This is a genomic window from Paludibacterium purpuratum (genome assembly GCF_004363805.1).
GTDB classification, from domain to species: domain Bacteria; phylum Pseudomonadota; class Gammaproteobacteria; order Burkholderiales; family Chromobacteriaceae; genus Paludibacterium; species Paludibacterium purpuratum.
This window is the reverse complement of sequence record NZ_SNZP01000015.1, coordinates 90,409-111,904: the sequence shown is the minus strand read 5'-3', so window position 1 is coordinate 111,904 and position 21,496 is coordinate 90,409. Positions and strand designations below refer to the sequence as shown.

The following is a 21,496-nucleotide window of genomic DNA, read 5'->3' as shown; positions in this document are numbered from 1 at the left end:
CGGGGCCTCGCACCCCGGCGGCACCCGCCGATGGCAGCGGCAAGGCCCGCGCCTTGCCCGTGCCATTGACATGCAAACCGCACTGGAGAACACCATGCTCGACGCCAACATCAAAAACCAATTGCAAAACTATCTGACCCGCCTGGTTCAACCGGTCGAACTCATCGCCTCGCTGGACGACAGCGCCAAATCGCGCGAAATGTTCGAGTTGCTGCAAGAAATCGCCGCCTTGTCGCCGCTGGTCACGCTCAAGAGCGACGGCCAGGACGTGCGTCGCCCATCCTTCCGCGTCGGCCGTCCCGAGGCGCCAGGCCGCATCGTCTTCGCCGGCATTCCGCTGGGCCACGAATTCACCTCGCTGGTGCTGGCGCTACTGCAGACCGGTGGCCACCCGGCCAAGGTAGACGCCGCATTGTTAGAGCAAATCGGTGAACTGACCGGACCGCTCAACTTCGAAGTGTTCATTTCGCTTAGCTGCCACAACTGCCCGGACGTCGTACAGGCGCTGAACCTGATGGCATTGAACAACCCGTCGGTCACCAGCGTGATGATCGATGGCGCCTTGTTCCAGGACGAAGTCGAAGCCCGGCAGATCATGGGGGTACCGGCCGTCTACCTGAACGGTCAACCGTTCGGCAACGGCCGTATGGGACTGGAAGAGATTCTGGCCAAGGTCGACAACGACGCCAGCGCCGAGCGCGCCCGGGCACGGCTGCAAGATGCCGAGCCGTTCGAAGTACTGGTAGTCGGTGGCGGCCCGGCCGGCTCGGCGGCAGCGATCTATGCCGCGCGCAAGGGCATTCGCACCGGGGTGGTGGCCGAGCGCTTCGGCGGCCAGGTGCTCGACACGCTGGCCATCGAAAACTTCATCTCGGTCAGCCGCACCGAAGGGCCGAAACTGGGCGTGGCGCTGGAGCAGCACGTCAAGGACTACGACGTCGACGTCATCAATCTGCAGCGCGCCAAGAAACTGGTGCCGGCACAGGACGGCCGACTGGCCGAGGTCCATTTGGAAAGCGGCGCGGTGCTCAAGAGCCGGGCGGTGATCCTGGCCACCGGTGCGCGCTGGCGCGAAATGAACGTACCCGGCGAAGCTGAGTACAAGAACCGCGGCGTGGCCTTCTGCCCGCATTGCGATGGCCCGCTGTTCAAGGGCAAGCGCGTGGCGGTGATCGGTGGCGGCAACTCCGGCGTGGAGGCGGCCATCGACCTGGCCGGCATCGTCTCGCACGTCACCTTGCTGGAATTCGCCGACACGCTGCGCGCCGATGCGGTGCTGCAAGCCAAGCTCGCCAGTCTGCCTAACGTCACGATCATCAAATCGGCACAGACACGCGAAGTGCTGGGCGACGGTCAAAAGGTGACCGGCCTGGTCTATCGCGATCGCACCACTGACCGCGACCGCACCATCGAACTGGAAGGCATCTTCGTGCAGATCGGCCTGCTGCCAAACACCGACTGGCTGAAGGACACCCTGACACTGAGCGCACGCGGCGAAATCGAGGTCGACGCTCGTGGCCAGACCTCGGCGCCCGGTATCTTCGCCGCCGGCGACGCCACCACCGTGCCGTTCAAGCAGATCGTCATCGCCATGGGCGAAGGCGCCAAGGCGAGCCTGGGGGCCTTCGACTACCTGATCCGCCACCCGTAGGAGCGATTTCAACCGCGATTGGCCGGGCACGATACCTTCGCGGCGGAAGCCGATCCTACCGCCGCCCCACCCGGGCGGCTTTTTAGTTCATTGCCAAACCGGGCAACTCGGGCGAAACTACTACGCCATTCGAATACCCTGGAGCGCATATGACGACCGAACCGACCCGTTGCAGCTGGTGTGGCGACGACCCGCTCTACCAGGCTTATCACGACGAGGAATGGGGCCGACCGCAGCACGACGACCGCCATCTGTTCGAAATGTTGATTCTGGAAGGCGCGCAGGCCGGCTTATCGTGGATTACCATTCTCAAGCGACGCGAAGGTTATCGTCGTGTGTTCCACCACTTCGACCCGGTACGGGTGGCCGCCATGACCGACTCGGAGCTGGAACAGGCGCTGCAAGACCCCGGCATCATCCGCAACCGCCTAAAAGTGGCAAGCACGCGCGACAACGCCCGGGCGTTTCTCGCCATGCAGGCGCAGCACGGCTCGTTTTCGCGCTGGTTATGGGATCACGTCGCGGGCCAACCGGTACTGCGCCCGGCAGGCCTTCGCCAGCACCTGGCGACCTCTCCGCTCTCCGATCAAATCAGCCGCGAGCTGAAGAAGGCCGGCATGCGTTTTGTCGGCTCGACCATCATCTACGCCTACCTACAGGCCACCGGAGTCGTCAACGACCACGCACCGGGTTGCTACCTGTACCCAGGTACCGCCAACACATAAAAAAGCGGCCACCTGGCCGCTTTTTGGCGGAGCCGTCTAACTACCACATGACCGCAGGGGCGCCGTTATCGAACAGGCGTTGCAGCACCTCCGCCTCCGACAGACTACCGCCTTGCAGCAAATCGGTATTCTCGAAGACGATTTCGTTGCTGCCGCGCGAAGACGTAATATGCAGTACCGTATCGTCGCCTTCCGTGGACAAAGAGAGCGAGAGCCCCGTCGTGATATGCGGCCTCCTGCCTGTCGCTGCCCAAGCCTCGGCCCCTTGCAGAAATTGCAGCTTGTCCTCGTCCAGAACGAAGTCCTTGATCACATCGCGCTCGCCCGATTTCCAGCGCAGGAGCGCATGTTCCCATGTAAAGCTATCGCGCCCCGCTCCGCCGGTCAGCACGTCATCGCCCAGGCCGCCGATCAGAATGTCATCGCCAGCGCCGCCATCGAGGTAATCGTCATCCCCACCGCCGTGTAAAGCATCATTGCCGGCGCCGCCGAATAACCGATCTTTTCCGGCGCAACCATACAGTGCGTCTTCGCCGTCGTCGCCATACAGCTCGTCGTCTCCCGCATCGCCGGAAAGCGAGTCGTTGCCCGCGCCGCCACGCAAGATGTCGTTACCCGCCCCACCATTTAATCGATCCGCGCCTGCGCCGCCCTCCAAAAGATCATCGCCTTCGTCCCCGTTCAGGTAATCATCGCCATCGCCGCCAAACAACTGGTCGTTGCCAGCACCGCCAAACAGGTGGTCGTTCCCACCATAACCAAACAAGCGGTCATTGCCGCCCTTTCCGTGCAAGTGATCGATGCCGGCGGCACCTTCCAGGTCGTCATCCCCCTCGCTGCCGACCAAGGCCCCCACTTTCCCAGTCACGTAATCTACCTTCATAACGTTGCGGGCGCCGTGAGCGGCGTTCTCGTTGCGGTGACTGTTAGCCATGAGACAACCTCCATTGTTAAGTTTCGTTTCAAAGAAAAGAAATGAAATACTAAACAATGGGTCGGGCGGCCATCAAGCACGGGCGGGCCTTTCTTGACAACTTCAGCCAGTGCCGACGACATCGCCAAGCGCTAACCGACAGTCATCACCGAATAGACAAGGGCGCCACGAAAATTCGCGGCGCCCTCCAACAGCAGACGGATCTAGCCAAGCACACAGTATTCGCGCGCGATTGCGGAAGCCAAGCGCGCATTGTTCAGCACCAATTGGATATTGGCCGCCAAGCTATTGCCACCGGTCAATTCGCACACACGCGCCAACAGGAACGGGGTGGACGCCTTACCGACCACGCCTTGCGCCTCGGCCTCGCCCAGTGCTTGCTCGATGGCGGCGTCGATAGCGGCGGACGGCATCGCGTATTCGTGCGGAATCGGATTGGCGATCACCATGCCACCCTGCAACGCCATCGCCCACTTGGCTCGCATCGCCGCGGCGATCTCGCCCGGCTCGTCCAACCGGTAGTCGACGCCGAAAGCGCTTTCTCGCGTAAAGAAAGCCGGCAACTTATCGGTCTGGTAACCCACCACCGGCACGCCATTGGTTTCCAGGTACTCCAGCGTCAAACCCAAGTCGAGGATCGACTTGGCGCCGGCGCACACCACGGCCACCGGTGTTTGAGCCAGCTCCTGCAAGTCGGCCGAGATATCGAAACTCTGCTGTGCACCGCGATGCACACCGCCGATACCGCCCGTGGCGAACACCCGGATACCGGCCATGGCGGCAATGATCATGGTCGAGGCCACCGTGGTGGCGCCAGTTTGATGACGCGCCACGATGAACGGCAGATCGCGACGGCTGACCTTGGCCACCTCGCGCCCGGTCTTGCCCAGGTGTTCGATTTCCTCCGGGGCGAGACCGGCCTTGAGCCGGCCATTGATAATGGCGATGGTCGCCGGTACCGCGCCGTGCGCGCGCACTTCCGCCTCGACGCGCAACGCGGTTTCCACGTTCTGCGGATACGGCATGCCGTGCGAGATGATGGTGGACTCCAGCGCCACTACCGGCCGGTTGGCCGCGACGGCGGCGGCGACTTCTGGATGAATGTCCAAATAGCTGTGTTGCGTCATGAGGGCTCCATTTGAGTCAAGGTTCGAGTCAGATGCTGGACGGCTGCCAGCGATAGGGTCGGGTTATTGGTGGCGGCACAGCTCAAAGTCAATGCCGCGCAGGCTTGCGCCAAGCGCAGCGTGTCGGGCAGCAGCATTTCCTGCAGCCAACCCCACGCCAGGCCGGCCATCAGCGCGTCGCCGGCACCGGTGGCATTGACGATCTCCACCGTCGGCGATGGACTCCAGCCCTGCTCGGCGCCATTACTGAAGAACACGCCGTCGCCGCCCATGCTCAATACCAACTGGCGCACGCCTTGGCGGTGGAACCAATCGGCCACCGCCGGCACATCGTGCGCGGTGTCGAGCGGCAAACCGGATAAGGTGGCGGCTTCGAGCCGATTGGGCTTGAGGGTATGGATCTGCGCCAGCCACGGGCGGATGCGCTCGGCCTTGAACGCCGACACGGTATCGACGAACACCGGCGTGTCGCGCGCCTCGGCAAACAACCAGGCCAGCGCCTCCGAAGAAAGGTTGGTATCGGCAACGATCAGGCCGGCATGCCTGACCAACTCGCGCTGTGGCGCCAAGGTGCCGGCATCCAGCCGCGCCAGGATTTCCATGTCGTTGATGGCGATCGACATATCGCCATCCGGCCCATGAATAGATAGGTAGGTGGAAGTAACGGCATCGGGCAGCACCAGGCACGGGCGCACATCGACGCCGGATCGTTGGGTGGCCTCCAGTAGCGAGCGGCCATAGAGATCGTCGCCGACGCAACTGATCAAGCGGCAGTCGGCACCGAGCCGGGCCAGATTTTCGGCGATATTGCGCGCCACGCCACCTGGCGAGCAACTGACGCGACCAGGATTGGAATCGGCAAAGCGCAGCGGCGCCGGCGTGCTGCCGCGAATATCCATATTGGCGCCGCCAAGCAGCACCACATAGCGTTGCTGCGCCAAGATATAGCCTTTGCCGAGAATCAGCCCCTTTTGCATCAAGTTCATGATGTGGCCGGCCACTGCCGACCGGCTGATGCCGAGCTGATCGGCCAACTGCTGCTGTGGAATCAGCGGATCTTGCCGCAGCAGCGCCAGGATTTCTTGCTCTCGTTCGGTCATGGCAAACTTTTGTCCGTTACTCAAACATTTGTCTGCATACTAGAACTTCCACCGCCTTGGGTCAAGCTAGTAGGCGTGACATGGATCAAGCCAACAGTTACGTCATATGAATTATCCAATATACTTTTTCAACCCTATACATTGAGCCGCTTCAATACTCGTCATGAAACTTGCCCGACTGATTCTGCCCTGCTGCCTCCTGCTACTGCCGGCCTGGCCGGCGCAAGCCGTCGACTTGACCAGCGCCATCGGCGCCGCCCTCAAACTGCTGACCGCCAGTACGCTTTCCGACGACAACGCACGCACGCTGGCGCTTGACTCGATACACGCGACCGATGCCAAAAACCACGTCGCTCCGCCTTCGAACCCGTACAGCAAGCGGCTGGCGCGCGTGACGCGCGACTTCCAGAACGAAGATGGATTGGCGTTGAATTTCAAGGTGTACCTGACCAAAGACGTCAATGCCTCCTGCTCGGCCGACGGCTCGGTACGGGTGTATTCCGGCTTGATGGACATGATGAACGACGACGAACTGCGTTTTGTGCTCGGTCACGAGATCGGTCATGCGCGACTCGGTCACACGCGCAAGCAGTTGCAACTCGCCTACGCCACATCGGCGTTACGCGACGCCGCCGCGGCAACCGGCAACCAGGCCGCCGTTCAACTATCGCAGTCCGCAGTCGGCGATCTGGCGGAAACCTTGCTACACGCCCAATTCTCGCAATCGGAAGAAACAGAGGCCGACGAGTACGGCGTGCATTTCCTGCGGCTGCATGGCTTCAAGCTGCAAGGCGCGCTCAGCGCCATGAGCAAGATCCAGACCCTGAGCGACGACCACAGCTGGCTGGCGGATCACCCGGCCAGCAGCGACCGACTGGCGCACCTGCAGCAACTGGTCGGCGCCGCGCCCTGATGCCGGCCGACGGGGATTGTGCCGCCGCGCCATAATATTATAATGATCATACACATACTCATATCGAAACCCTCAAGGCTCAGCCAATGAAAACCGAACGCATCACCGTACTCGGCTCGCCAGAATTCAAGGCATTCCTGGCGCAAGAAGCACTCAAGGAAGGCATCAGCGTCTCCGAGCTGGTGCGTCGTCGCTGCCAAAACGCGCCATCGGACGACGAGGTTCTGCTGGCGGATATGGCCGCCGAACTGTCGGCCGCCGTCGACACGGCCCGGCGCTCGCTGGAAGAAGGATTGCGCGCCGTGCGGCAAGCGCTGGATGAAACCGACCAACAACAGGAGAAAGCGGCATGAGCGCCGTCAAGGATGCCATCACCGCCATCCGTGAAGCACTTAGATTGTCGGACGACGTCAAGCGCGTGGGCGACAGCCTCAAATCGGTGGCGGAAGAGCTGCGCCAGCACGACCGTCGCATCACCCGGCTCGAAGCGAAATGGGAAACCGCCATGGAATTGGCCGGCATTCGCACCGCATACCCGACCCGCCAGCTAGAGGATAAGAGCTGACACCCAGCCAACCTGGGGACACCCGCGCCCCAGGCCTTCTCCTTGGCCTTACCCCCGCCTCTTCGCACCACTGCTGCAGCCAGCGCCAACGTAGACAGTTTGGTCCACGCAACAATCCTATTTTTACGGCTGCCGCATAATATCGTTGACATAATAGACTATAAAGTCTAAAAAAGACTCAGGAGACTATTTTATGGAACTCATACAAAAGCACCAGCCAATGGCAGATGCCATCGCCGCTTTGCTCTACCCCTACGCGGAAGTCGTGTTGCACGACCTGAAGAGCCAAACGGTTGTTTACGTCGCCAACAATTTTTCCAAGCGTTCGATCGGCGACAACTCGGGGCTGGACACCTTGGGAACCACCGAGGGGCGCGATGTCATCGGGCCGTACACCAAGCTCAACTGGGATGGCCGAACGCTGCACTCGATCAGCGTCATGCTGAAGGATCATTCGGGCGCAGCCGAAGGTTTGCTGTGCATCAACCTCGACGTCACGGTTTTTGCCAATGCCCGCGCGGCACTGGATCTCTTTCTCGCCGGCACGAAACTCGAACCCCAGCCGGAGGAATTGTTTCGCGACGACTGGCAGGAACGAATCAACGCGTATGTACACACTTGGCTACAAGAGCATCAGCTCAGCCTATCCATTCTCGCGCGCGAGCAAAAACGGGAACTGGTGATTGCATTGCATGGGCAAGGGGCATTTCGTGGCAAGAGTGCGGCCAACTATGTGGCCAGCATTCTCAACATGGGGCGAGCCACGGTTTTTAAATATTTGAAAGAAAGTAAGGAGTCATCATGAAAAGGCTATTCGACCACATTGTTGAAGCCCACCAGGCGATTCGCCCCCAAGTACGCGTCACGCCGCTTGACCACAGCCCCGCACTCTCTGCACTGACCGGATGCGAGGTGTACTTGAAATGCGAGCACCTGCAAGCGACCGGTTCGTTCAAATTCAGAGGCGCCAGCAACAAGCTGGCGGTGTTGGACGATGCAGCCAAGCAAAAGGGCGTCATCACCGCCTCTTCGGGCAACCATGGCCAGGCAGTCGCACTGGCCGGCCAGAAACTGGGCGTAGCCGTCACGGTCTATGCGCCGGAGACCGCTTCAGCCACCAAACTGGATGCCATTCGCGCCTATGGCAGCGCCGTCGTGCTGGTTAAAGGCGATGCGCTGCAAGCCGAAATATTGGGTCGGCAGCACGCAGAGGCGCAAGGCAAGACCTTTATTTCGCCTTACAACGACTTGGACGTCATTGCCGGACAGGGCACCACCGCCCTGGAGATGTTCGAGCAATGCCCGGATTTGGATGCCGTTTTCGTTGCGGTCGGCGGCGGCGGTTTGATTTCCGGCGTCGGCACGGCATTCAAACAGCTATCCCCCGCCACCCAGGTCATCGGCTGCTGGCCGGCCAATGCCACCAGTCTGTATGCCTGCCTTCAGGCCGGCAAGATCATCGAAGTCTACGAAACGGACACCATTTCGGACGGCACCGCCGGCGGCGTCGAACCGGGCGCGGTCACTTTTGATATTTGCCAGCAAGTGATCGATCAGACGGTCTTGGTGCCGGAAGACGACATCAAGGCTGCAATGAAGCTGCTGGCGCAAACCGACCGCTGGATGGTAGAGGGCGCCGCCGGCGTCGCCTTGGGCGGCATGTTGCAAACGGCGGCTCGGTTCAAAGGCAAGAAAGTGGGCGTGGTATTGTGCGGTCGGAATATTGTGCTGAGTAAATTTATCGGGGCAGTGCAATGAAAATCCTCAATAAAGATCAGATTCTAGCGCTGTATAACCCGGCCAAAGCCGCCGCGATGATTAAGCAAGGTTTCATCGCTTATTCCGAGGGGCACGTCCAACTCCCGCCGGTTCAGCATTTTCTATTCAAAGAAGCGCATGGCGATTGCTGCGTAAAATCGGGCTATTTGGAAGGCGACGAACTGTTCGTCGTCAAGGTCGCATCCGGGTTCTACCGGAACGCAAAGCAAGGCCTGGCCAATAACCAAGGCCTGATGATGGCTTTCTCCGCACTGACGGGTGAGCCCGCCGCGTTGCTCCTGGACGAAGGGTGGCTGACCGGGCTGCGTACCGCCCTGGCCGGGGCGCTGGCCGCCGCCGCATTGGCGCCGCAAAAAATCGACGCGATCGGCATTGTCGGCACCGGCATGCAGGCCAGACTGCAACTGGAAGCGCTGCAAACCGTCACCCCATGCCGCACGGTATGGGTATGGGGTCATACGCAGGACGCGCTCGACCAATTCGAGCACGAGTTTGCGGCCAAGGGCTACCGGATCCACGGCACGCTGGATGCCGAACCGCTGGCCCGAGCATGCCAGTTGATCGTGACCTGCACCCCGTCGACCCAGCCCATTCTGCAGTCCGAATGGATACAGCCCGGCACGCATATCAATGCAGTGGGCGCCGACGACGAAGGCAAGCAGGAACTCGCCACCGAACTGGTGGCCCGGGCCGATCTGGTCACGGTGGATGCCGTCAGCCAGTGTGCGGCTTATGGCGAAGTATCCCGCGCCGTCAAAGCGGGGCTGCTTGCCAAAGAGCTGCTGGTCGAACTCGGACAGATCTTCGCCGGCAAACACCCGGGACGGCAAAACCAGTCGCAGATCACCATCACCGATTTGACCGGCCTGGCCATTCAGGATGTGCAGATCGCCAAGAGTATTTTGGTCTGATCGTAGTCGCCTTGATCGTCAAACAGGCCCAATCGCATCGTTTGCGGTTGGGCCTGTTTTTGTGGCGAGGTGCTTTTAATCGGGACGAGCTCAGACCATTGACCTGTCCAATAGCGCACCTCTTCGCCCGCCGACAGCCAGAACTTACCTGGGTGCGTCAGGCCAAACCTCCTGCCGCGCGAAACGCGGCGAGCATTGATTCCAAGAGCGTCATTCATCATTCAGTGAAGGAGAAATCATGCACCGGATGCACTTAATCTGCGGAGCGTTCGTTTTCGGCGTAGGACTACACTGTACCGCTTCCGCGGCGGAAATCGACGTAGCATGTACCGAGCAATCGATCGCCCGGCACGGCCAAGCAGCCATGCGCGCCATCATCGAGGGACGGGGAACAGCAGAGGATGCGCGCGTGCTGAAAAAAATCATGGCATGCTACCAACCGTAAAGCGTTCGTCTTGCACCTAGATGCGACAAAGCAAAAACGCCGCGAAGTTTGCGGCGCTTTTGCTCAGACGCTTCCTCCCGCGGCGATCAGAACCACTCGCGATAACGACGGATGTAGATCTGTTTCACCACCTGGGTCAGCAACAGATAGCCCGCCATGGTAGCGGCCAGCCAGCCGAAGTAGGACGGATCGAGCCGGATGAAGCCGAAGGCCTGGCCCAGCGGCGAGAAAGGCAGATAGCAGGCAATGGCGATGGCGATGCTGGTCGACAGCATGACCGGCAAAGCCGCCATACTTTGCACGAACGGGATCTTGCGCGTGCGCAGCATATGAACCACCAGCGTTTGCGAAACCAGGCCTTCAATGAACCAGCCTGAATTCATGACTTCCTGTCCGGCGGTGCCGCCGTGCGCCATCCAGGCCGCGCCGGCGCCGAATACGCTCCACATCAGGATATAGGTCGTGATGTCGAACACCGAAGAGGTCGGCCCGAGCCACAACATGAAGCGTTTGATGTTGCCGGCTTCCCACTTGCGCGGCCGCTTGAGAAATTCCGGATCCATCTTGTCCCAAGGCAGCAGCATTTGCGAAATATCGTAAACCAGGTTCTGGATCAGCATTTGCAGCGCCAGCATGGGCTCCCAGGGCAAGAAGGCGGAAGCCACCAAGACGGAGAACACATTGCCGAAGTTGGAACTGGCCGTCATGTTCAGGTACTTGAGGATGTTGCCGAAGGTTTCTCGTCCTTTGATGACACCCTCCTCCAATACCATCAGGCTCTTTTCCAGCAAAATGATGTCGGCCGTCTCCTTGGCGATGTCGGCACCGCTATCGACCGAGATGCCGACGTCGGCGTCGCGTAGCGCCGGCGCGTCGTTGATGCCGTCGCCGAGAAAGCCGACGGTATGGCCATTGGCCTGCAGCGCCTTGACGACGCGGGCCTTTTGCAGCGGCGTCAGCTTGGCGAACACGGTGGTCTCCCGCACAAGCAAGCACAAGGCTTCGTCGCTCAGCGCATCGATCTCGCTGCCCAGCAACGGTGTGCCCGGCTCCAGGCCCACTTCGCGGCACACCTTGGCGGTAATAATCGCGTTGTCGCCGGTCAACACTTTGACCGCCACGCCGTATTCTTGCAGCGCGCGGATGGCGGGCTCTGCGGAATCCTTCGGCGGGTCGAGGAAGGTCAGGAACCCGCGCACCACCAGCCCATTTTCGTCTGCTGTGCGGTAGTTATCCTTCTGCTCGTCGATGGGGATGTCGCGGGTCGCCAGCAACAACACGCGATAGCCCTCATCGTTGAACGCCTGGCTTTGCTGCAGCAACCGGCTGCGATCGGCCATGGTCAGCGGACGGATGCCACCGGCGTCGCGGATATGGCTGGCCACCGCCAGCATTTCTTCCACCGCGCCTTTGGCGATCATGCAATGCCTGCCCGCCGAGTCGGCCAAAATGACCGATAGACGACGCCGAATGAAGTCGAAAGGCAATTCGTCGACTTTGTGGAAATGCCCTTGGCGGAAATGCTCATCCTGGCGATTGGCGTGCTCGACGATGGCAATATCCATCAGATTCTTCACGCCGCTCTGGTGATGGCTGTTGAGCCAAGCCAGGCGCAGCACTTCGTCGTCGCGGTTGCCGGCCACATCGTAGTGATGTTCCAGAATGATCTTGTCCTGGGTCAACGTGCCGGTCTTGTCGGTACACAGCACATCCATGGCGCCGAAGTTCTGCACGGCGTTGAGACGCTTGACCACCACCTTGCGACGCGCCATGGCCACGGCGCCCTTGGCCAGGTTGGCCGATACGATCATCGGCAGCATTTCCGGTGTCAATCCCACTGCGACGGCCAGGGCGAAGGTCAGTGCCGAGACCCAGTCCCCCTTGGTGAGGCCGTTGATCAGAAAGACCACCGGCACCATGACCAGCATGAAACGGATCAACAGCCAGGACACGCTGTTCACGCCTTTATCGAAACTGGTTTCGATGCGCTTGTGGTGCACCACATTGCGGGCCAGCGCACCGAAATAGGTATCGGTGCCGGTGGCCACGACCACGGCCTGTGCGGTTCCGCTGACGACGTTGGTGCCCATGAAACAAACATTTGGCGCATCCAGCAGATTCGCGGCGCCCCCCGTGCGGGCCACAGCCGATTTACCGATTACGGCACCCAGGGTGTCGTACTTCTCCACCGGCAGGGCCTCGCCGGTCAGTGCCGCCTGACTGATGAACAAATCGCGCGAATGCAGCAGCCGGATATCCGCCGGGATCATATCGCCCGCTTGCAAATGCACGACGTCGCCGACCACCAGTTCGGTCATGGCGATTTCGTGCCGGACCGGCTTGCTCCAGGCGTCCATCCGGCGCAACACGGTCGCGGTATTGCGCACCAGCGACTTGAGCTGGTCAGCGGCTTTGGCCGAGCGGAATTCCTGCCAGAAACGCAATAGACCACTGATCGAGATCATCGCGGCAAGGATGATGACCTTGGTCCAATCCTGATCGCCCGGCGCGGCAGTGGCCACATCCATGACATAGCTGAGCACGCCCAACACGATCAACACGATGACGAAAGGGTTATTGAAGGCTTGCAGCAACTGGCGCAACGGGTGCGGCGGTTTGTCGTGCAACACTTCGTTCAGGCCATATCGCTCAAGGCGCAAACTAGCCTGGCGCTCGGTCAAACCATCCGGATGGCTTGCGAGATGTTGCAGGGTTTCTTCGATGGAGGTTGCGGTTTCCCTGGCGATACGGGCCTGAATCTGTTCCTTTTGCCCCAGATCGGGGCGCTTGGCCGATTTCTTACCCCACAAGGCGAGGAAGCCGCGTTGATACCGGGTGCGCGGAGGCTGATGACGATGCATGAATTTCTCCCATTCCGTTTTTATCGGCAACGGAATAGCGGCGCCATTCGACATATAAAATGGCAGACAATAAAACACCCTCCAGTCACATTTAAATGACAGGGCATGAAATATTTAATGGGGTTTATTCAGGAGAAAAACAGGAAAAGGAAAACTGGAAATGGCAAAAACAACGGCAATGCCGTTCAAGGCGGCCGCGCGTTGTCGGCCACAATTTCCTTTTCGTGCTTGTCGTCCCGAATCCCGGGTCGGGGTTCAGGTTCGTCGGATAACATGGAATCACTCCTGTCTCGGGAGGTCAGGCAGAACGTGCCGGTCCATACCCTGACCCGCCGGACAAGGCGATAAGCGCTTGTGCGACCACAACTGTGGCGGCGGAACGAATCAGGTCAGGGTTGCAGGTATCGGTGGCTCGCCGCCGCCGACAAGACTGTACACAGGGACAGAAATCAGGCGGGAATACGGCAGGCACACCAATACGGATAGGGCTCAGGCTCGGTCGGCATGAAGGGTCTCCGTATTGGTTGAAAAAAGCATCTTGCGAGCAAGATGACGATGTCCGGCATTTTATCCGGATCATTCATATTATTTCAAGCTAAAAATAGATTGGCGTCGAATTTTATTATTATTTACACAATTAAATAATAATAAAATTAATACCAAAAGAAAAACGCCGATCTCATGATCGGCGTTTCGTGACCAATATTTCCAAACCGGAAATCAGGCCGCCGGCACCTCGGCCAGGATCGACTTGACCAGATCCCAGCAGTAACCGACCGAAGCGACTTCGACGCGTTCGCCCGGGGCATGCGCGCCGCGGATGTTCGGGCCGAAGGACACCATGTCCATCTGCGGGTATTTGTCGCCGATGATGCCGCACTCCAGGCCGGCGTGGATGACCTTGACCTGCGATTCGGCCTTGAAGTCGCGCTGGTACATCGCGCGGCACAGTGCCAGCAGCTTGGATTCCGGATTCGGTGCCCAGCCCGGGTAGCCGCCTTCGGTAGTGATCTCGGCATTGATCAACGAGAACAGGCTGATGACCTCGTGGGCCAGCATCATGGTGCCGGAGTTGTTGAGCGAGCGAACCATGAAGTTACAGAACAACTTGCCGTCGCCGATGCGGATCACGCCCAGGTTGTTCGAGGTTTCAACCACGCCGGTAACGCGCTGGCTCATGCTCTTGACGCCGTGCGGCGCGGCATGCAGCGCCGACAAGATCGCCTTCTGATCGTCGACGGCCATCACCGTTGCAGCTTCGGCCGAGGCACAGCTCAGCGCCACGCCGTCGTCGATGCCGGTCAACTCGTCGCGCAGGACTTGCTGCAGGCTGTCGAGCAGGCCCGCCACCTTGTCCTGGTCGGCCGCGGGGAAGGCCACCACGGCAAAGGCTTCGCGCGCCAGTGCGTTGCGGGCGGTACCGCCGGTGAACGAGGACAGGCACAGATCGGTTTCGCGACCCAGGTCATTGAGGGTACGCAACAGAATCTTGTTGGCGTTGCCGCGGCCGAGGTGGATATCGGCACCGGAGTGGCCGCCGCGCAAACCGGTCACAGACAACTTGGCGACCTGATAGCCGGCCGGTACTGCGCGGGTAGCGAATTTGCGTTCGACGTTAACGTCGATACCGCCGGCGCAACCCATGTAGAACTGACCCCATTCCTCGGTATCGAGGTTGAGCATGAACTTGCCCTTGAGCAGGCCGGTTTCCAGGTTGAGCGCGCCGCCCATGCCCTGCTCTTCGTCCAGGGTGAACAGCGCCTCGATCGGGCCGTGCTGGATGTCGGTGCTAACCAGCGCCGCCATGGCGAGCGCCACACCGATGCCGTTGTCGGCGCCGAGGGTGGTATTTTCGGCGACCAGCCAACCGTCTTGCAGTACCGGGCGGATCGGGTCTTTGAAGAAGTCGTGTTCGGTACCGGTGTTAGCCTGGCACACCATGTCGAGGTGACCCTGCATGACCACGCCGACACGGTTTTCCATGCCCGGGGTGGCCGGCTTGCGGATAATCAGGTTGCCGGCGGCATCGATCGTGGAATCCAGGCCGTTCAGGTCGGCCCAGCCCTTGAGATAATCGCGTACTTGTTCTTCGTGTTTTGAAGGACGCGGGATGTCGCACAGGGTCTGAAAATGTTCCCAGACCGCTTTGGGTTCGAGTTCGGCAATAACCATTGCGCTACTTCCTATGAGCTATGTGAGCTATGTGAGCTGGTTGCAAATGGCGCCGTGCATACGAGCGGTTCTGCGGGAGAGCCGTCGGGCGGTAAGGGACCTGCCAGCACGCGACGCATACCCATTAACTGGATCTAATGCCATTTTCATGGGGATGATCCGACTGTACCACGCTGAGGTCGAAAATAACAGAAAGCTTATTGACCCAACTCAAGCACCGCGGCATCGTCCCGCCGTTCCTGCTGCAGACGCCACATTTCGGCATAGCGCCCTTGGCGCGCGAGCAATTCGCGATGCGTACCCTCCTCGATCACCCGCCCGCCATCCAGTACCAGGATGCGGTCGGCGTCGACGATCGTGGAGAGCCGGTGGGCGATCATCAGCGTGGTGCGGTTGGCGGCGATGTCGGCCAATTCGTGTTGAATGGCCTTTTCGGTACGGGAATCGAGCGCGCTGGTCGCCTCGTCGAAAATCAGGATCGGCGGATTTTTCAGTAGCGTGCGGGCAATGGCCACGCGCTGCTTCTCGCCGCCGGACAACTTGAGGCCGCGCTCGCCCACCTGGGTATCGTAGCCTTGCGGCAAGCCCATGACGAAATCGTGGATGTGCGCCGAGCGCGCGGCCTCGATCACTTCTTCGCGCGTGGCGTCGTGCCGGCCATAGGCGATGTTGTAATAGATGCTGTCGTTGAACAGCACCGTATCCTGAGGAACGATACCGATGTGCGCGCGCAGCGAATCCTGCGTCAAATCGCGGGTATCCATATCGTTGAAGGCGATGCGCCCGGCGGTCGGATCGTAGAAGCGGAACATCAGCCGCGCCAATGTCGACTTGCCGGCGCCGCTGGCGCCCACCACCGCCAGCGTGCTGCCGGCAGGGATCTCGAAGCTCAGTCGATGCAGAATCTGGCGATCCGGTTCGTAGCCGAAGTCGACATCCTCGAAGCGCACGGCCACATCGCGCGACGCCAGCGTCTTGGCGCCGGGCCGGTCGACCACTTCGGCGCCGGCCTCCATGATGACGAACATACGCTCCATATCGGCCAGCGAGTGCTTCATCTCGCGATAGATAAAGCCGAGGAAATTAAGCGGCGCGTAGAGCTGGGTGATATAGGTCGCCACCAGCACCACGTCGCCGACGGTCATATCGTGCCGCACCACCCCGCGCGCCGCCATGGCCATGACCAGCGTCACGCCGAGGGCGATGATGGCGCCTTGCCCGGCGTTCAGCATCGACAGCGATACTTGGTTCTTGATCGCGGACGCCTCCCAATCGGCCAGATTGTGGTCATAGCGCTCGGACTCGTAGCGTTCGTTGTTGAAATACTTGACGGTCTCGAAGTTGATCAATGCATCGATGGCACGGGCATTGGCGCGCGAATCCAGGTCGTTCATGCTGCGGCGAAAGACCGTGCGCCATTCGGTCACCGACAAGGTGAAGCCGATGTAGACCACGATGGTGCCGAGCGTCACCACGGCGAACCACCCCTGATAACGCGACAGCAGAATGCCGGTCACCATGGCGATTTCCAGCAAAGTCGGCAGGATGTTGAACACCGCGAAGTTGAGCAGGAAACCGATACCGCGCGTGCCGCGCTCGATATCGCGGGTCATGCCGCCGGTCTGGCGCGACAGATGAAAGCGCAACGACAGCCGGAACAGATGTTGAAACACCGAACGCGCCACGGTGCGTACCGTACCCTGGATGACCTTGGCGAAAATGGCGTCGCGCAATTCGGCCAGCCAGCTCGACATCAGCCGGGCGAAGCCGTAACCGATCAGCGCGGCCACCGGCACCGCCACCAAGGTCGCCGGCACAGACAGTCCGTCGATGACGTGCTTCAGATACAAGGGCGTGGTGACCGTGGCCACCTTGGCCAAGATCAGACAGGACAGCGCCAATCCCAAGCGCCACTTGAACTGCAGCAAATAGGGAAACAGTGTTTTCAGCGTCTGCCAGTCGTGGCGGCCGGTCGGTGCCGGACCATGGTGCGTAAAGCGCATGTGGGGGCCTTGATTGAGCGGGGGATCAATGCAGCACGCGGGGGGCGACCAATTGCATTTCCGGTATTTCGACCTCGTGGCGTTGACCGTCGTCGCTCACAAGGTGGTAGCGACCGCGCATACTGCCGTAAGGCGTGCCCAGCGTGGCGCCGCTGCTGTATTCGTAGCTCTGCCCGGGCTCGATGCGCGGCTGCTCGCCCACCACGCCCATGCCGCGAACCTCCTGCACCTGCTCGTTGGCGTCGGTAATGATCCAGTGACGGCTGATCAGTTGGGCGGCGATCTTGCCGGTATTGGTGATACGGATATGGTAGTGAAAGACGTAGACGTCGGTCGCCACGTCCGATTGTTCTTCTGCGTAGGAGGCTTCGGGCTCCACCTGAAATGCCAGTTGCTTGTCCGACATGGTCACTCCTCTTGTCTTCTGATGCCGCGCGATGCTGCGAGGATTTTCCTCATTATATTATCCGAACAAGCCGCATGGGGCGCGTTACAATACGCTCTCCCGAAACACTACCACCGCCATCGCCATGCAACCGACCTATCGCATCGCTCCGAGCCTACTGTCCGCCGACTTCGCCCGCCTGGGCGAGGAAGTCCGCAATGTGATCGACGCCGGCGCGGATATCATCCATTTCGACGTGATGGACAATCACTACGTCCCCAACCTCACCATGGGGCCGATGGTCTGCCAGGCGATTCGCCCGCATACCGAAGCGCCGATCGACGTGCACCTGATGGTCAAACCGGTCGATAGCCTGGTGCCGATGTTCGCCAAGGCCGGGGCCAACATGATCACCTTCCATCCGGAAGCGTCCGAGCATATCGACCGCACGCTGTCCATGATCCGCGACCACGGCTGCAAAGCCGGCCTGGTGTTCAATCCCGCCACGCCGCTGCATTACCTGGATCATGTGATGGATAAGATCGACATGGTGCTGATCATGTCGGTCAACCCGGGTTTCGGCGGTCAATCGTTCATTGCCGAAAGCCTGAACAAGATCCGTGCGGCGCGCACGCGCATCGACACCTGGACCGCCAAGCACGGCGGCGAAATCTGGTTGGAGGTGGATGGCGGCGTCAAGGCCGATAACATCGCCGAGATCGCCCGCGCCGGCGCCGACACCTTCGTCGCAGGCTCGGCCGTCTACAATGCGCCCGACTACCGCGTCGCCATCGAGGCCATGCGCCGAGCGCTGGCCGGAGCGGTCTGATGCGCGCCTATCTCATCACCGGCGCCTCGCGCGGTCTTGGCCTGGCGCTGACGCGCAAGCTATTGACCGACCCGTCGTCGACCGTGGTGGGCGTGGCGCGCCATGTGCCGCACGGACTCGGCGCCGACCTTCCCGGCCGCTTCCGCTTCGTCGAGGCCGACCTGGCGAACGCCGGGGAGACCGCCTCGTTGATGCCGCGCTTGCTTGCCGCGCTCGGCCCGGGGCCGTTCGAGTCGATCGACTTGATCAACAATGCCGGCGTGGTCGCACCAATGGCGCCGGCGGGGGAATACCCTCCCGAGGCGGTCATCGACGCCTTGCACATCAACTTGATCAGCCCGGTGTTATTGGCCAATGCCTTTCTGGCCGCAGCACCGGCGTTGTCGCCCGATGTGCGGCTACTGAACATCTCGTCCGGTGCCGCGGCCAAGGCCTACCCCGGCTGGGGCGTCTATGGCGCGGGCAAGGCGGGACTCGATCACTTCAGCCGCCATGTCGCGCTGGAACAGACCGAGCTGCCGCACGGCGCACGCGTGGCGGCGCTCTATCCGGGTGTGGTCGACACCGATATGCAAGCGACCATCCGCGCCGCCGATCCACGCCAGTTTCCGCTCAAGCCGCGCTTCGATGCGCTCAAGGCCGATGGCGAACTGACCGATGCGGGCGAGGCGGCACACCGTATCCTGCGTTATTTACGCAGCGCCGACTTCGGCCGCGAACCGGTCGTCGATCTGCGCAACCTTCCCCTGGTTTCCGACTGAATGACAAAAATGAAACTCGAACACATCAAAGCGATCGCCTTCGATCTCGACGGCACCCTGGTCGACTCTCTGCCCGACCTGATCGCCGCCGCCAACGCCATGCGCGATCACCTGGGCATGCCGGCATTGCAACACGCACGTATCCGCGAACATGTCGGCGACGGCATCGCAAGCCTGGTGCATCGGGCCATCACCGATGAGCGCGACACACTGGCGGCCCATGAGCAATGGGAGCAAGGCTTCCGATTCTTCGTGCAATACTACCGCCAGCACCTGACGGTGCACACCACGGTCTACCCCGGTGTCACCACCGCGCTGGGGCTACTCAAGGCGCTGCAATTGCCGCTCGCCGTGGTGACCAATAAATCCGAGCGCTTGGCGCAGCCGCTACTGCAAGAGCTTGGCTTGGCGGATGATTTCGCGCTGATCATCGGCGGCGACACCCTGCCGGAGAAAAAACCGTCGGCACTGCCGCTCACCCACACTTGCCAAGCGTTCGGCGTGCAACCGAGCGAACTCTTGATGGTCGGCGATTCGGCCAACGATGTGCTGGCGGCGCGCAATGCCGGTTGCCCGGTCGCCTTGATGCGCTATGGCTACGCCGATGCCGACAGTCTCGGCGCCGATTTGGCGCTCGACACACTGGAATCCTTGTACGACATGATCAAACCGCCGGCGCCGGCTATTTGACGCTTCATCGCCTTGCACCTGCGTGTCCGGCCGGTCAGCACACCGGACAGGCAGGTGCCGGCGTCCCGATTTACTTCCCCTGTGAATTCGGCAAGAATGGTTTAAAACCATACGCCAATTGAGTGGCTATCACTGGCTGCATATAACAAACTCAGGGACAACGACCAACATGAAACAGAGCGAGTTCGACGACCTGGCGCGTCGCGGCTACAACCGTATTCCCGTCGTACTGGAGTTGTTCGCCGACCTGGACACCCCGCTGTCGGTCTATCTTAAGCTGGCCAATCAACCCTATTCCTACTTGCTCGAATCCGTCGTCGGCGGCGAGCGCTTCGGTCGCTACTCGTTCATCGGCCTGCCCTGCCGCACGCGGCTGCGCGTCAAACAGAGTACGCTACAGGTCGAAGAAGACGATACCGTCGTCGAGTCCTATCACGGCAATCCACTCGACTTCATCAAAGAGTACCAAGCACGTTTCCGCGCCGCCCCGGTCGATGGCCTACCGCGCACGCCTAGCGGTCTGGTCGGTTATTTCGGCTACGACACAGTGCGCCATATCGAAAAGCGCCTGGCCGAAACCGACAAACCGGACACGGTCGATACGCCCGACATCCTGCTGCTGTTATCCGAAGAAGTCGCCGTTTTCGACAACCTGTCAGGCAAGCTGTACCTGGTGGTGTATGCCGACCCTGCACAGGAAAATGCCTACTTCCGTGCCCATGCCCGCCTTGGCCAACTGCGTGCCCAGCTGCGCAATCCGGTGGACATTCCCCTGTCGCTGCCGGGCAAGAAAAGCCTTGCGATATCGGAGTTCGGGGCCGAAGCCTTCATGCGCGCGGTCGAGCAGTGCAAACGCTACATCCTGGCCGGCGACATCATGCAGGTGGTTCTGGCGCAGCGTATGCAGATGCAGTATCAGGAACCGCCGCTGGCGCTGTATCGAGCGCTGCGCAGCCTCAATCCGTCGCCTTACATGTTTTTCTATCATTTCGGCGACTTCCATGTGATCGGCTCCTCGCCGGAGATCCTGGTACGCCGAGGCGGCGGCACGGTCACGGTACGGCCGCTAGCCGGTACGCGGCCGCGTGGCGCGACGCCCGAATCGGATCAGGCACTGGCCGAGGAACTGCTCGCCGACCCGAAGGAGATCGCCGAACACGTCATGCTGATCGACCTGGGGCGCAACGACATCGGCAGAGTGGCCGATACCGGCTCGGTACAGCTGACCGACAAAATGGTGATCGAACGCTACTCGCATGTGATGCACATCGTGTCGAGCGTGGAGGGTGCGATCGACGACAGCGTACCCAACATCGACGTGATCCGCGCCACCTTTCCGGCCGGCACGCTATCGGGCGCACCGAAGATCCGCGCCATGGAAATCATCGACGAACTTGAGCCGAGCAAACGCGGCATTTACGGCGGCGCGGTCGGCTACCTGGCCTTCAGCGGCGAGATGGATCTGGCCATCGCCATCCGTACCGGCATCGTCAAGGACGGCATGCTGTACGTGCAGTCCGGCGCCGGCATCGTCGCCGATTCGGTACCCCAGTCGGAATGGCAGGAAACGCAAAACAAGGCGCGCGCGCTGATCCGCGCGGCGGAGATGGTGCAAAACGGGCTGGATGCATAAGGCCCAGGCAAC

The 21,496-nt window shown here is 60.8% G+C and carries 20 protein-coding genes; 13 read left to right on the top strand and 7 right to left on the bottom strand.

Annotated elements, in window-relative coordinates; all coding sequences use genetic code 11:
- Positions 1-70 precede the first annotated feature (70 nt).
- Together ahpF and DFP86_RS16755 are read left to right on the top strand one after the other, a co-directional pair.
- Complete coding sequence (ahpF, locus tag DFP86_RS16760; protein WP_243729425.1) at positions 71-1,651, top strand: alkyl hydroperoxide reductase subunit F; 1,581 nt, start codon at positions 71-73, stop codon at positions 1,649-1,651.
- Positions 1,652-1,800: 149 nt separating this feature from the next.
- The gene (locus tag DFP86_RS16755; RefSeq protein ID WP_133683383.1) at positions 1,801-2,376 is read left to right on the top strand and encodes a DNA-3-methyladenine glycosylase I; all 576 of its coding nucleotides are present in this window, start codon (positions 1,801-1,803) and stop codon (positions 2,374-2,376) included.
- A 40-nt stretch (positions 2,377-2,416) separates the two neighbouring features.
- On the opposite strand, the gene DFP86_RS16750 is transcribed toward DFP86_RS16755, so the two are convergent.
- From DFP86_RS16750 to DFP86_RS16740, 3 genes are all read right to left on the bottom strand, one after another.
- Positions 2,417-3,310: a calcium-binding protein gene (locus tag DFP86_RS16750; RefSeq protein WP_133683381.1), complete on the bottom strand. Its 894-nt coding sequence runs from the start codon at positions 3,308-3,310 to the stop codon at positions 2,417-2,419.
- 203 nt (positions 3,311-3,513) lie between these two features.
- Positions 3,514-4,437 carry a pseudouridine-5'-phosphate glycosidase gene (locus DFP86_RS16745; protein WP_133683379.1) on the bottom strand — a complete coding sequence of 308 codons (924 nt, stop codon included), beginning with the start codon at positions 4,435-4,437 and terminating at the stop codon, positions 3,514-3,516.
- Entirely contained in the window at positions 4,434-5,537 is a 1,104-nt protein-coding gene (locus tag DFP86_RS16740) for a PfkB family carbohydrate kinase (protein ID WP_133683376.1), read from the bottom strand. The genes DFP86_RS16745 and DFP86_RS16740 overlap by 4 nt, the downstream gene beginning before the upstream one ends.
- A gap of 163 nt (positions 5,538-5,700) precedes the next feature.
- Between DFP86_RS16740 and DFP86_RS16735 the strand changes: the two genes are divergently transcribed.
- The 7 genes from DFP86_RS16735 to DFP86_RS16705 all read left to right on the top strand — a co-directional run bounded on the left by DFP86_RS16735 (position 5,701) and on the right by DFP86_RS16705 (position 10,150).
- Complete coding sequence (locus DFP86_RS16735; protein ID WP_133683374.1) at positions 5,701-6,450, top strand: M48 family metalloprotease; 750 nt, start codon at positions 5,701-5,703, stop codon at positions 6,448-6,450.
- A gap of 86 nt (positions 6,451-6,536) precedes the next feature.
- Positions 6,537-6,803 carry a hypothetical protein gene (locus DFP86_RS16730; RefSeq protein WP_133683372.1) on the top strand — a complete coding sequence of 89 codons (267 nt, stop codon included), beginning with the start codon at positions 6,537-6,539 and terminating at the stop codon, positions 6,801-6,803.
- On the top strand, positions 6,800-7,015 hold the full coding sequence (locus DFP86_RS16725; protein ID WP_133683370.1) for a hypothetical protein: 216 nt from the start codon (positions 6,800-6,802) through the stop codon (positions 7,013-7,015). Before DFP86_RS16730 ends, DFP86_RS16725 begins: the two co-directional genes overlap by 4 nt.
- 193 nt (positions 7,016-7,208) lie before the next feature.
- Positions 7,209-7,820 (top strand): helix-turn-helix transcriptional regulator, encoded by a 612-nt coding sequence (locus DFP86_RS16720; protein ID WP_133683368.1) that lies wholly within the window; start codon positions 7,209-7,211, stop codon positions 7,818-7,820.
- Positions 7,817-8,773 (top strand): threonine/serine dehydratase, encoded by a 957-nt coding sequence (locus DFP86_RS16715; RefSeq protein WP_133683366.1) that lies wholly within the window; start codon positions 7,817-7,819, stop codon positions 8,771-8,773. Before DFP86_RS16720 ends, DFP86_RS16715 begins: the two co-directional genes overlap by 4 nt.
- Positions 8,770-9,705: an ornithine cyclodeaminase family protein gene (locus DFP86_RS16710; RefSeq protein WP_133683364.1), complete on the top strand. Its 936-nt coding sequence runs from the start codon at positions 8,770-8,772 to the stop codon at positions 9,703-9,705. Before DFP86_RS16715 ends, DFP86_RS16710 begins: the two co-directional genes overlap by 4 nt.
- 238 nt (positions 9,706-9,943) lie before the next feature.
- A complete protein-coding gene (locus DFP86_RS16705) occupies positions 9,944-10,150 on the top strand; it encodes a hypothetical protein (RefSeq protein ID WP_133683362.1) in 207 nt (68 codons plus the stop codon).
- A gap of 86 nt (positions 10,151-10,236) precedes the next feature.
- Here the strand turns inward: DFP86_RS16705 and mgtA are convergent, their stop codons facing one another.
- The 4 genes from mgtA to apaG all read right to left on the bottom strand — a co-directional run bounded on the left by mgtA (position 10,237) and on the right by apaG (position 17,592).
- Positions 10,237-13,011 (bottom strand): magnesium-translocating P-type ATPase, encoded by a 2,775-nt coding sequence (mgtA, locus tag DFP86_RS16700; protein WP_133683360.1) that lies wholly within the window; start codon positions 13,009-13,011, stop codon positions 10,237-10,239.
- A 720-nt stretch (positions 13,012-13,731) separates the two neighbouring features.
- The gene (locus tag DFP86_RS16695) at positions 13,732-15,183 is read right to left on the bottom strand and encodes an aminoacyl-histidine dipeptidase (protein WP_133683358.1); all 1,452 of its coding nucleotides are present in this window, start codon (positions 15,181-15,183) and stop codon (positions 13,732-13,734) included.
- Between the two features lie 197 nt (positions 15,184-15,380).
- A complete protein-coding gene (locus DFP86_RS16690) occupies positions 15,381-17,186 on the bottom strand; it encodes an ABCB family ABC transporter ATP-binding protein/permease (protein ID WP_133683356.1) in 1,806 nt (601 codons plus the stop codon).
- 25 nt (positions 17,187-17,211) lie between these two features.
- Positions 17,212-17,592, bottom strand: a complete 381-nt coding sequence (gene apaG, locus DFP86_RS16685) for a Co2+/Mg2+ efflux protein ApaG (RefSeq protein ID WP_133683354.1) — start codon at positions 17,590-17,592, stop codon at positions 17,212-17,214.
- A 124-nt stretch (positions 17,593-17,716) separates the two neighbouring features.
- On the opposite strand from apaG, the gene rpe reads away from it, so the two are divergent.
- The 4 genes from rpe to trpE all read left to right on the top strand — a co-directional run bounded on the left by rpe (position 17,717) and on the right by trpE (position 21,484).
- On the top strand, positions 17,717-18,400 hold the full coding sequence (rpe, locus tag DFP86_RS16680) for a ribulose-phosphate 3-epimerase (protein WP_133683352.1): 684 nt from the start codon (positions 17,717-17,719) through the stop codon (positions 18,398-18,400).
- Positions 18,400-19,161 (top strand): SDR family NAD(P)-dependent oxidoreductase, encoded by a 762-nt coding sequence (locus DFP86_RS16675; protein WP_243729424.1) that lies wholly within the window; start codon positions 18,400-18,402, stop codon positions 19,159-19,161. Before rpe ends, DFP86_RS16675 begins: the two co-directional genes overlap by 1 nt.
- A 9-nt stretch (positions 19,162-19,170) precedes the next feature.
- Entirely contained in the window at positions 19,171-19,851 is a 681-nt protein-coding gene (locus tag DFP86_RS16670; RefSeq protein ID WP_133683349.1) for a phosphoglycolate phosphatase, read from the top strand.
- A 169-nt stretch (positions 19,852-20,020) separates the two neighbouring features.
- Positions 20,021-21,484 carry an anthranilate synthase component I gene (gene trpE / locus DFP86_RS16665; RefSeq protein ID WP_133683347.1) on the top strand — a complete coding sequence of 488 codons (1,464 nt, stop codon included), beginning with the start codon at positions 20,021-20,023 and terminating at the stop codon, positions 21,482-21,484.
- Positions 21,485-21,496: the final 12 nt, after the last annotated feature.

Excerpts from the sequence above, each read along its gene's own strand:
- ahpF (WP_243729425.1), top strand. The coding sequence starts at position 71 with ATGCAAACCGCACTGGAGAACACCATGCTCGACGCCAACATCAAAAAC.
- DFP86_RS16755 (WP_133683383.1), top strand. The coding sequence starts at position 1,801 with ATGACGACCGAACCGACCCGTTGCAGCTGGTGTGGCGACGACCCGCTC.
- DFP86_RS16750 (WP_133683381.1), bottom strand. The coding sequence starts at position 3,310 with ATGGCTAACAGTCACCGCAACGAGAACGCCGCTCACGGCGCCCGCAAC.
- DFP86_RS16745 (WP_133683379.1), bottom strand. The coding sequence starts at position 4,437 with ATGACGCAACACAGCTATTTGGACATTCATCCAGAAGTCGCCGCCGCC.
- DFP86_RS16740 (WP_133683376.1), bottom strand. The coding sequence starts at position 5,537 with ATGACCGAACGAGAGCAAGAAATCCTGGCGCTGCTGCGGCAAGATCCG.
- DFP86_RS16735 (WP_133683374.1), top strand. The coding sequence starts at position 5,701 with ATGAAACTTGCCCGACTGATTCTGCCCTGCTGCCTCCTGCTACTGCCG.
- DFP86_RS16730 (WP_133683372.1), top strand. The coding sequence starts at position 6,537 with ATGAAAACCGAACGCATCACCGTACTCGGCTCGCCAGAATTCAAGGCA.
- DFP86_RS16725 (WP_133683370.1), top strand. The coding sequence starts at position 6,800 with ATGAGCGCCGTCAAGGATGCCATCACCGCCATCCGTGAAGCACTTAGA.
- DFP86_RS16720 (WP_133683368.1), top strand. The coding sequence starts at position 7,209 with ATGGAACTCATACAAAAGCACCAGCCAATGGCAGATGCCATCGCCGCT.
- DFP86_RS16715 (WP_133683366.1), top strand. The coding sequence starts at position 7,817 with ATGAAAAGGCTATTCGACCACATTGTTGAAGCCCACCAGGCGATTCGC.
- DFP86_RS16710 (WP_133683364.1), top strand. The coding sequence starts at position 8,770 with ATGAAAATCCTCAATAAAGATCAGATTCTAGCGCTGTATAACCCGGCC.
- DFP86_RS16705 (WP_133683362.1), top strand. The coding sequence starts at position 9,944 with ATGCACCGGATGCACTTAATCTGCGGAGCGTTCGTTTTCGGCGTAGGA.
- mgtA (WP_133683360.1), bottom strand. The coding sequence starts at position 13,011 with ATGCATCGTCATCAGCCTCCGCGCACCCGGTATCAACGCGGCTTCCTC.
- DFP86_RS16695 (WP_133683358.1), bottom strand. The coding sequence starts at position 15,183 with ATGGTTATTGCCGAACTCGAACCCAAAGCGGTCTGGGAACATTTTCAG.
- DFP86_RS16690 (WP_133683356.1), bottom strand. The coding sequence starts at position 17,186 with ATGCGCTTTACGCACCATGGTCCGGCACCGACCGGCCGCCACGACTGG.
- apaG (WP_133683354.1), bottom strand. The coding sequence starts at position 17,592 with ATGTCGGACAAGCAACTGGCATTTCAGGTGGAGCCCGAAGCCTCCTAC.
- rpe (WP_133683352.1), top strand. The coding sequence starts at position 17,717 with ATGCAACCGACCTATCGCATCGCTCCGAGCCTACTGTCCGCCGACTTC.
- DFP86_RS16675 (WP_243729424.1), top strand. The coding sequence starts at position 18,400 with ATGCGCGCCTATCTCATCACCGGCGCCTCGCGCGGTCTTGGCCTGGCG.
- DFP86_RS16670 (WP_133683349.1), top strand. The coding sequence starts at position 19,171 with ATGAAACTCGAACACATCAAAGCGATCGCCTTCGATCTCGACGGCACC.
- trpE (WP_133683347.1), top strand. The coding sequence starts at position 20,021 with ATGAAACAGAGCGAGTTCGACGACCTGGCGCGTCGCGGCTACAACCGT.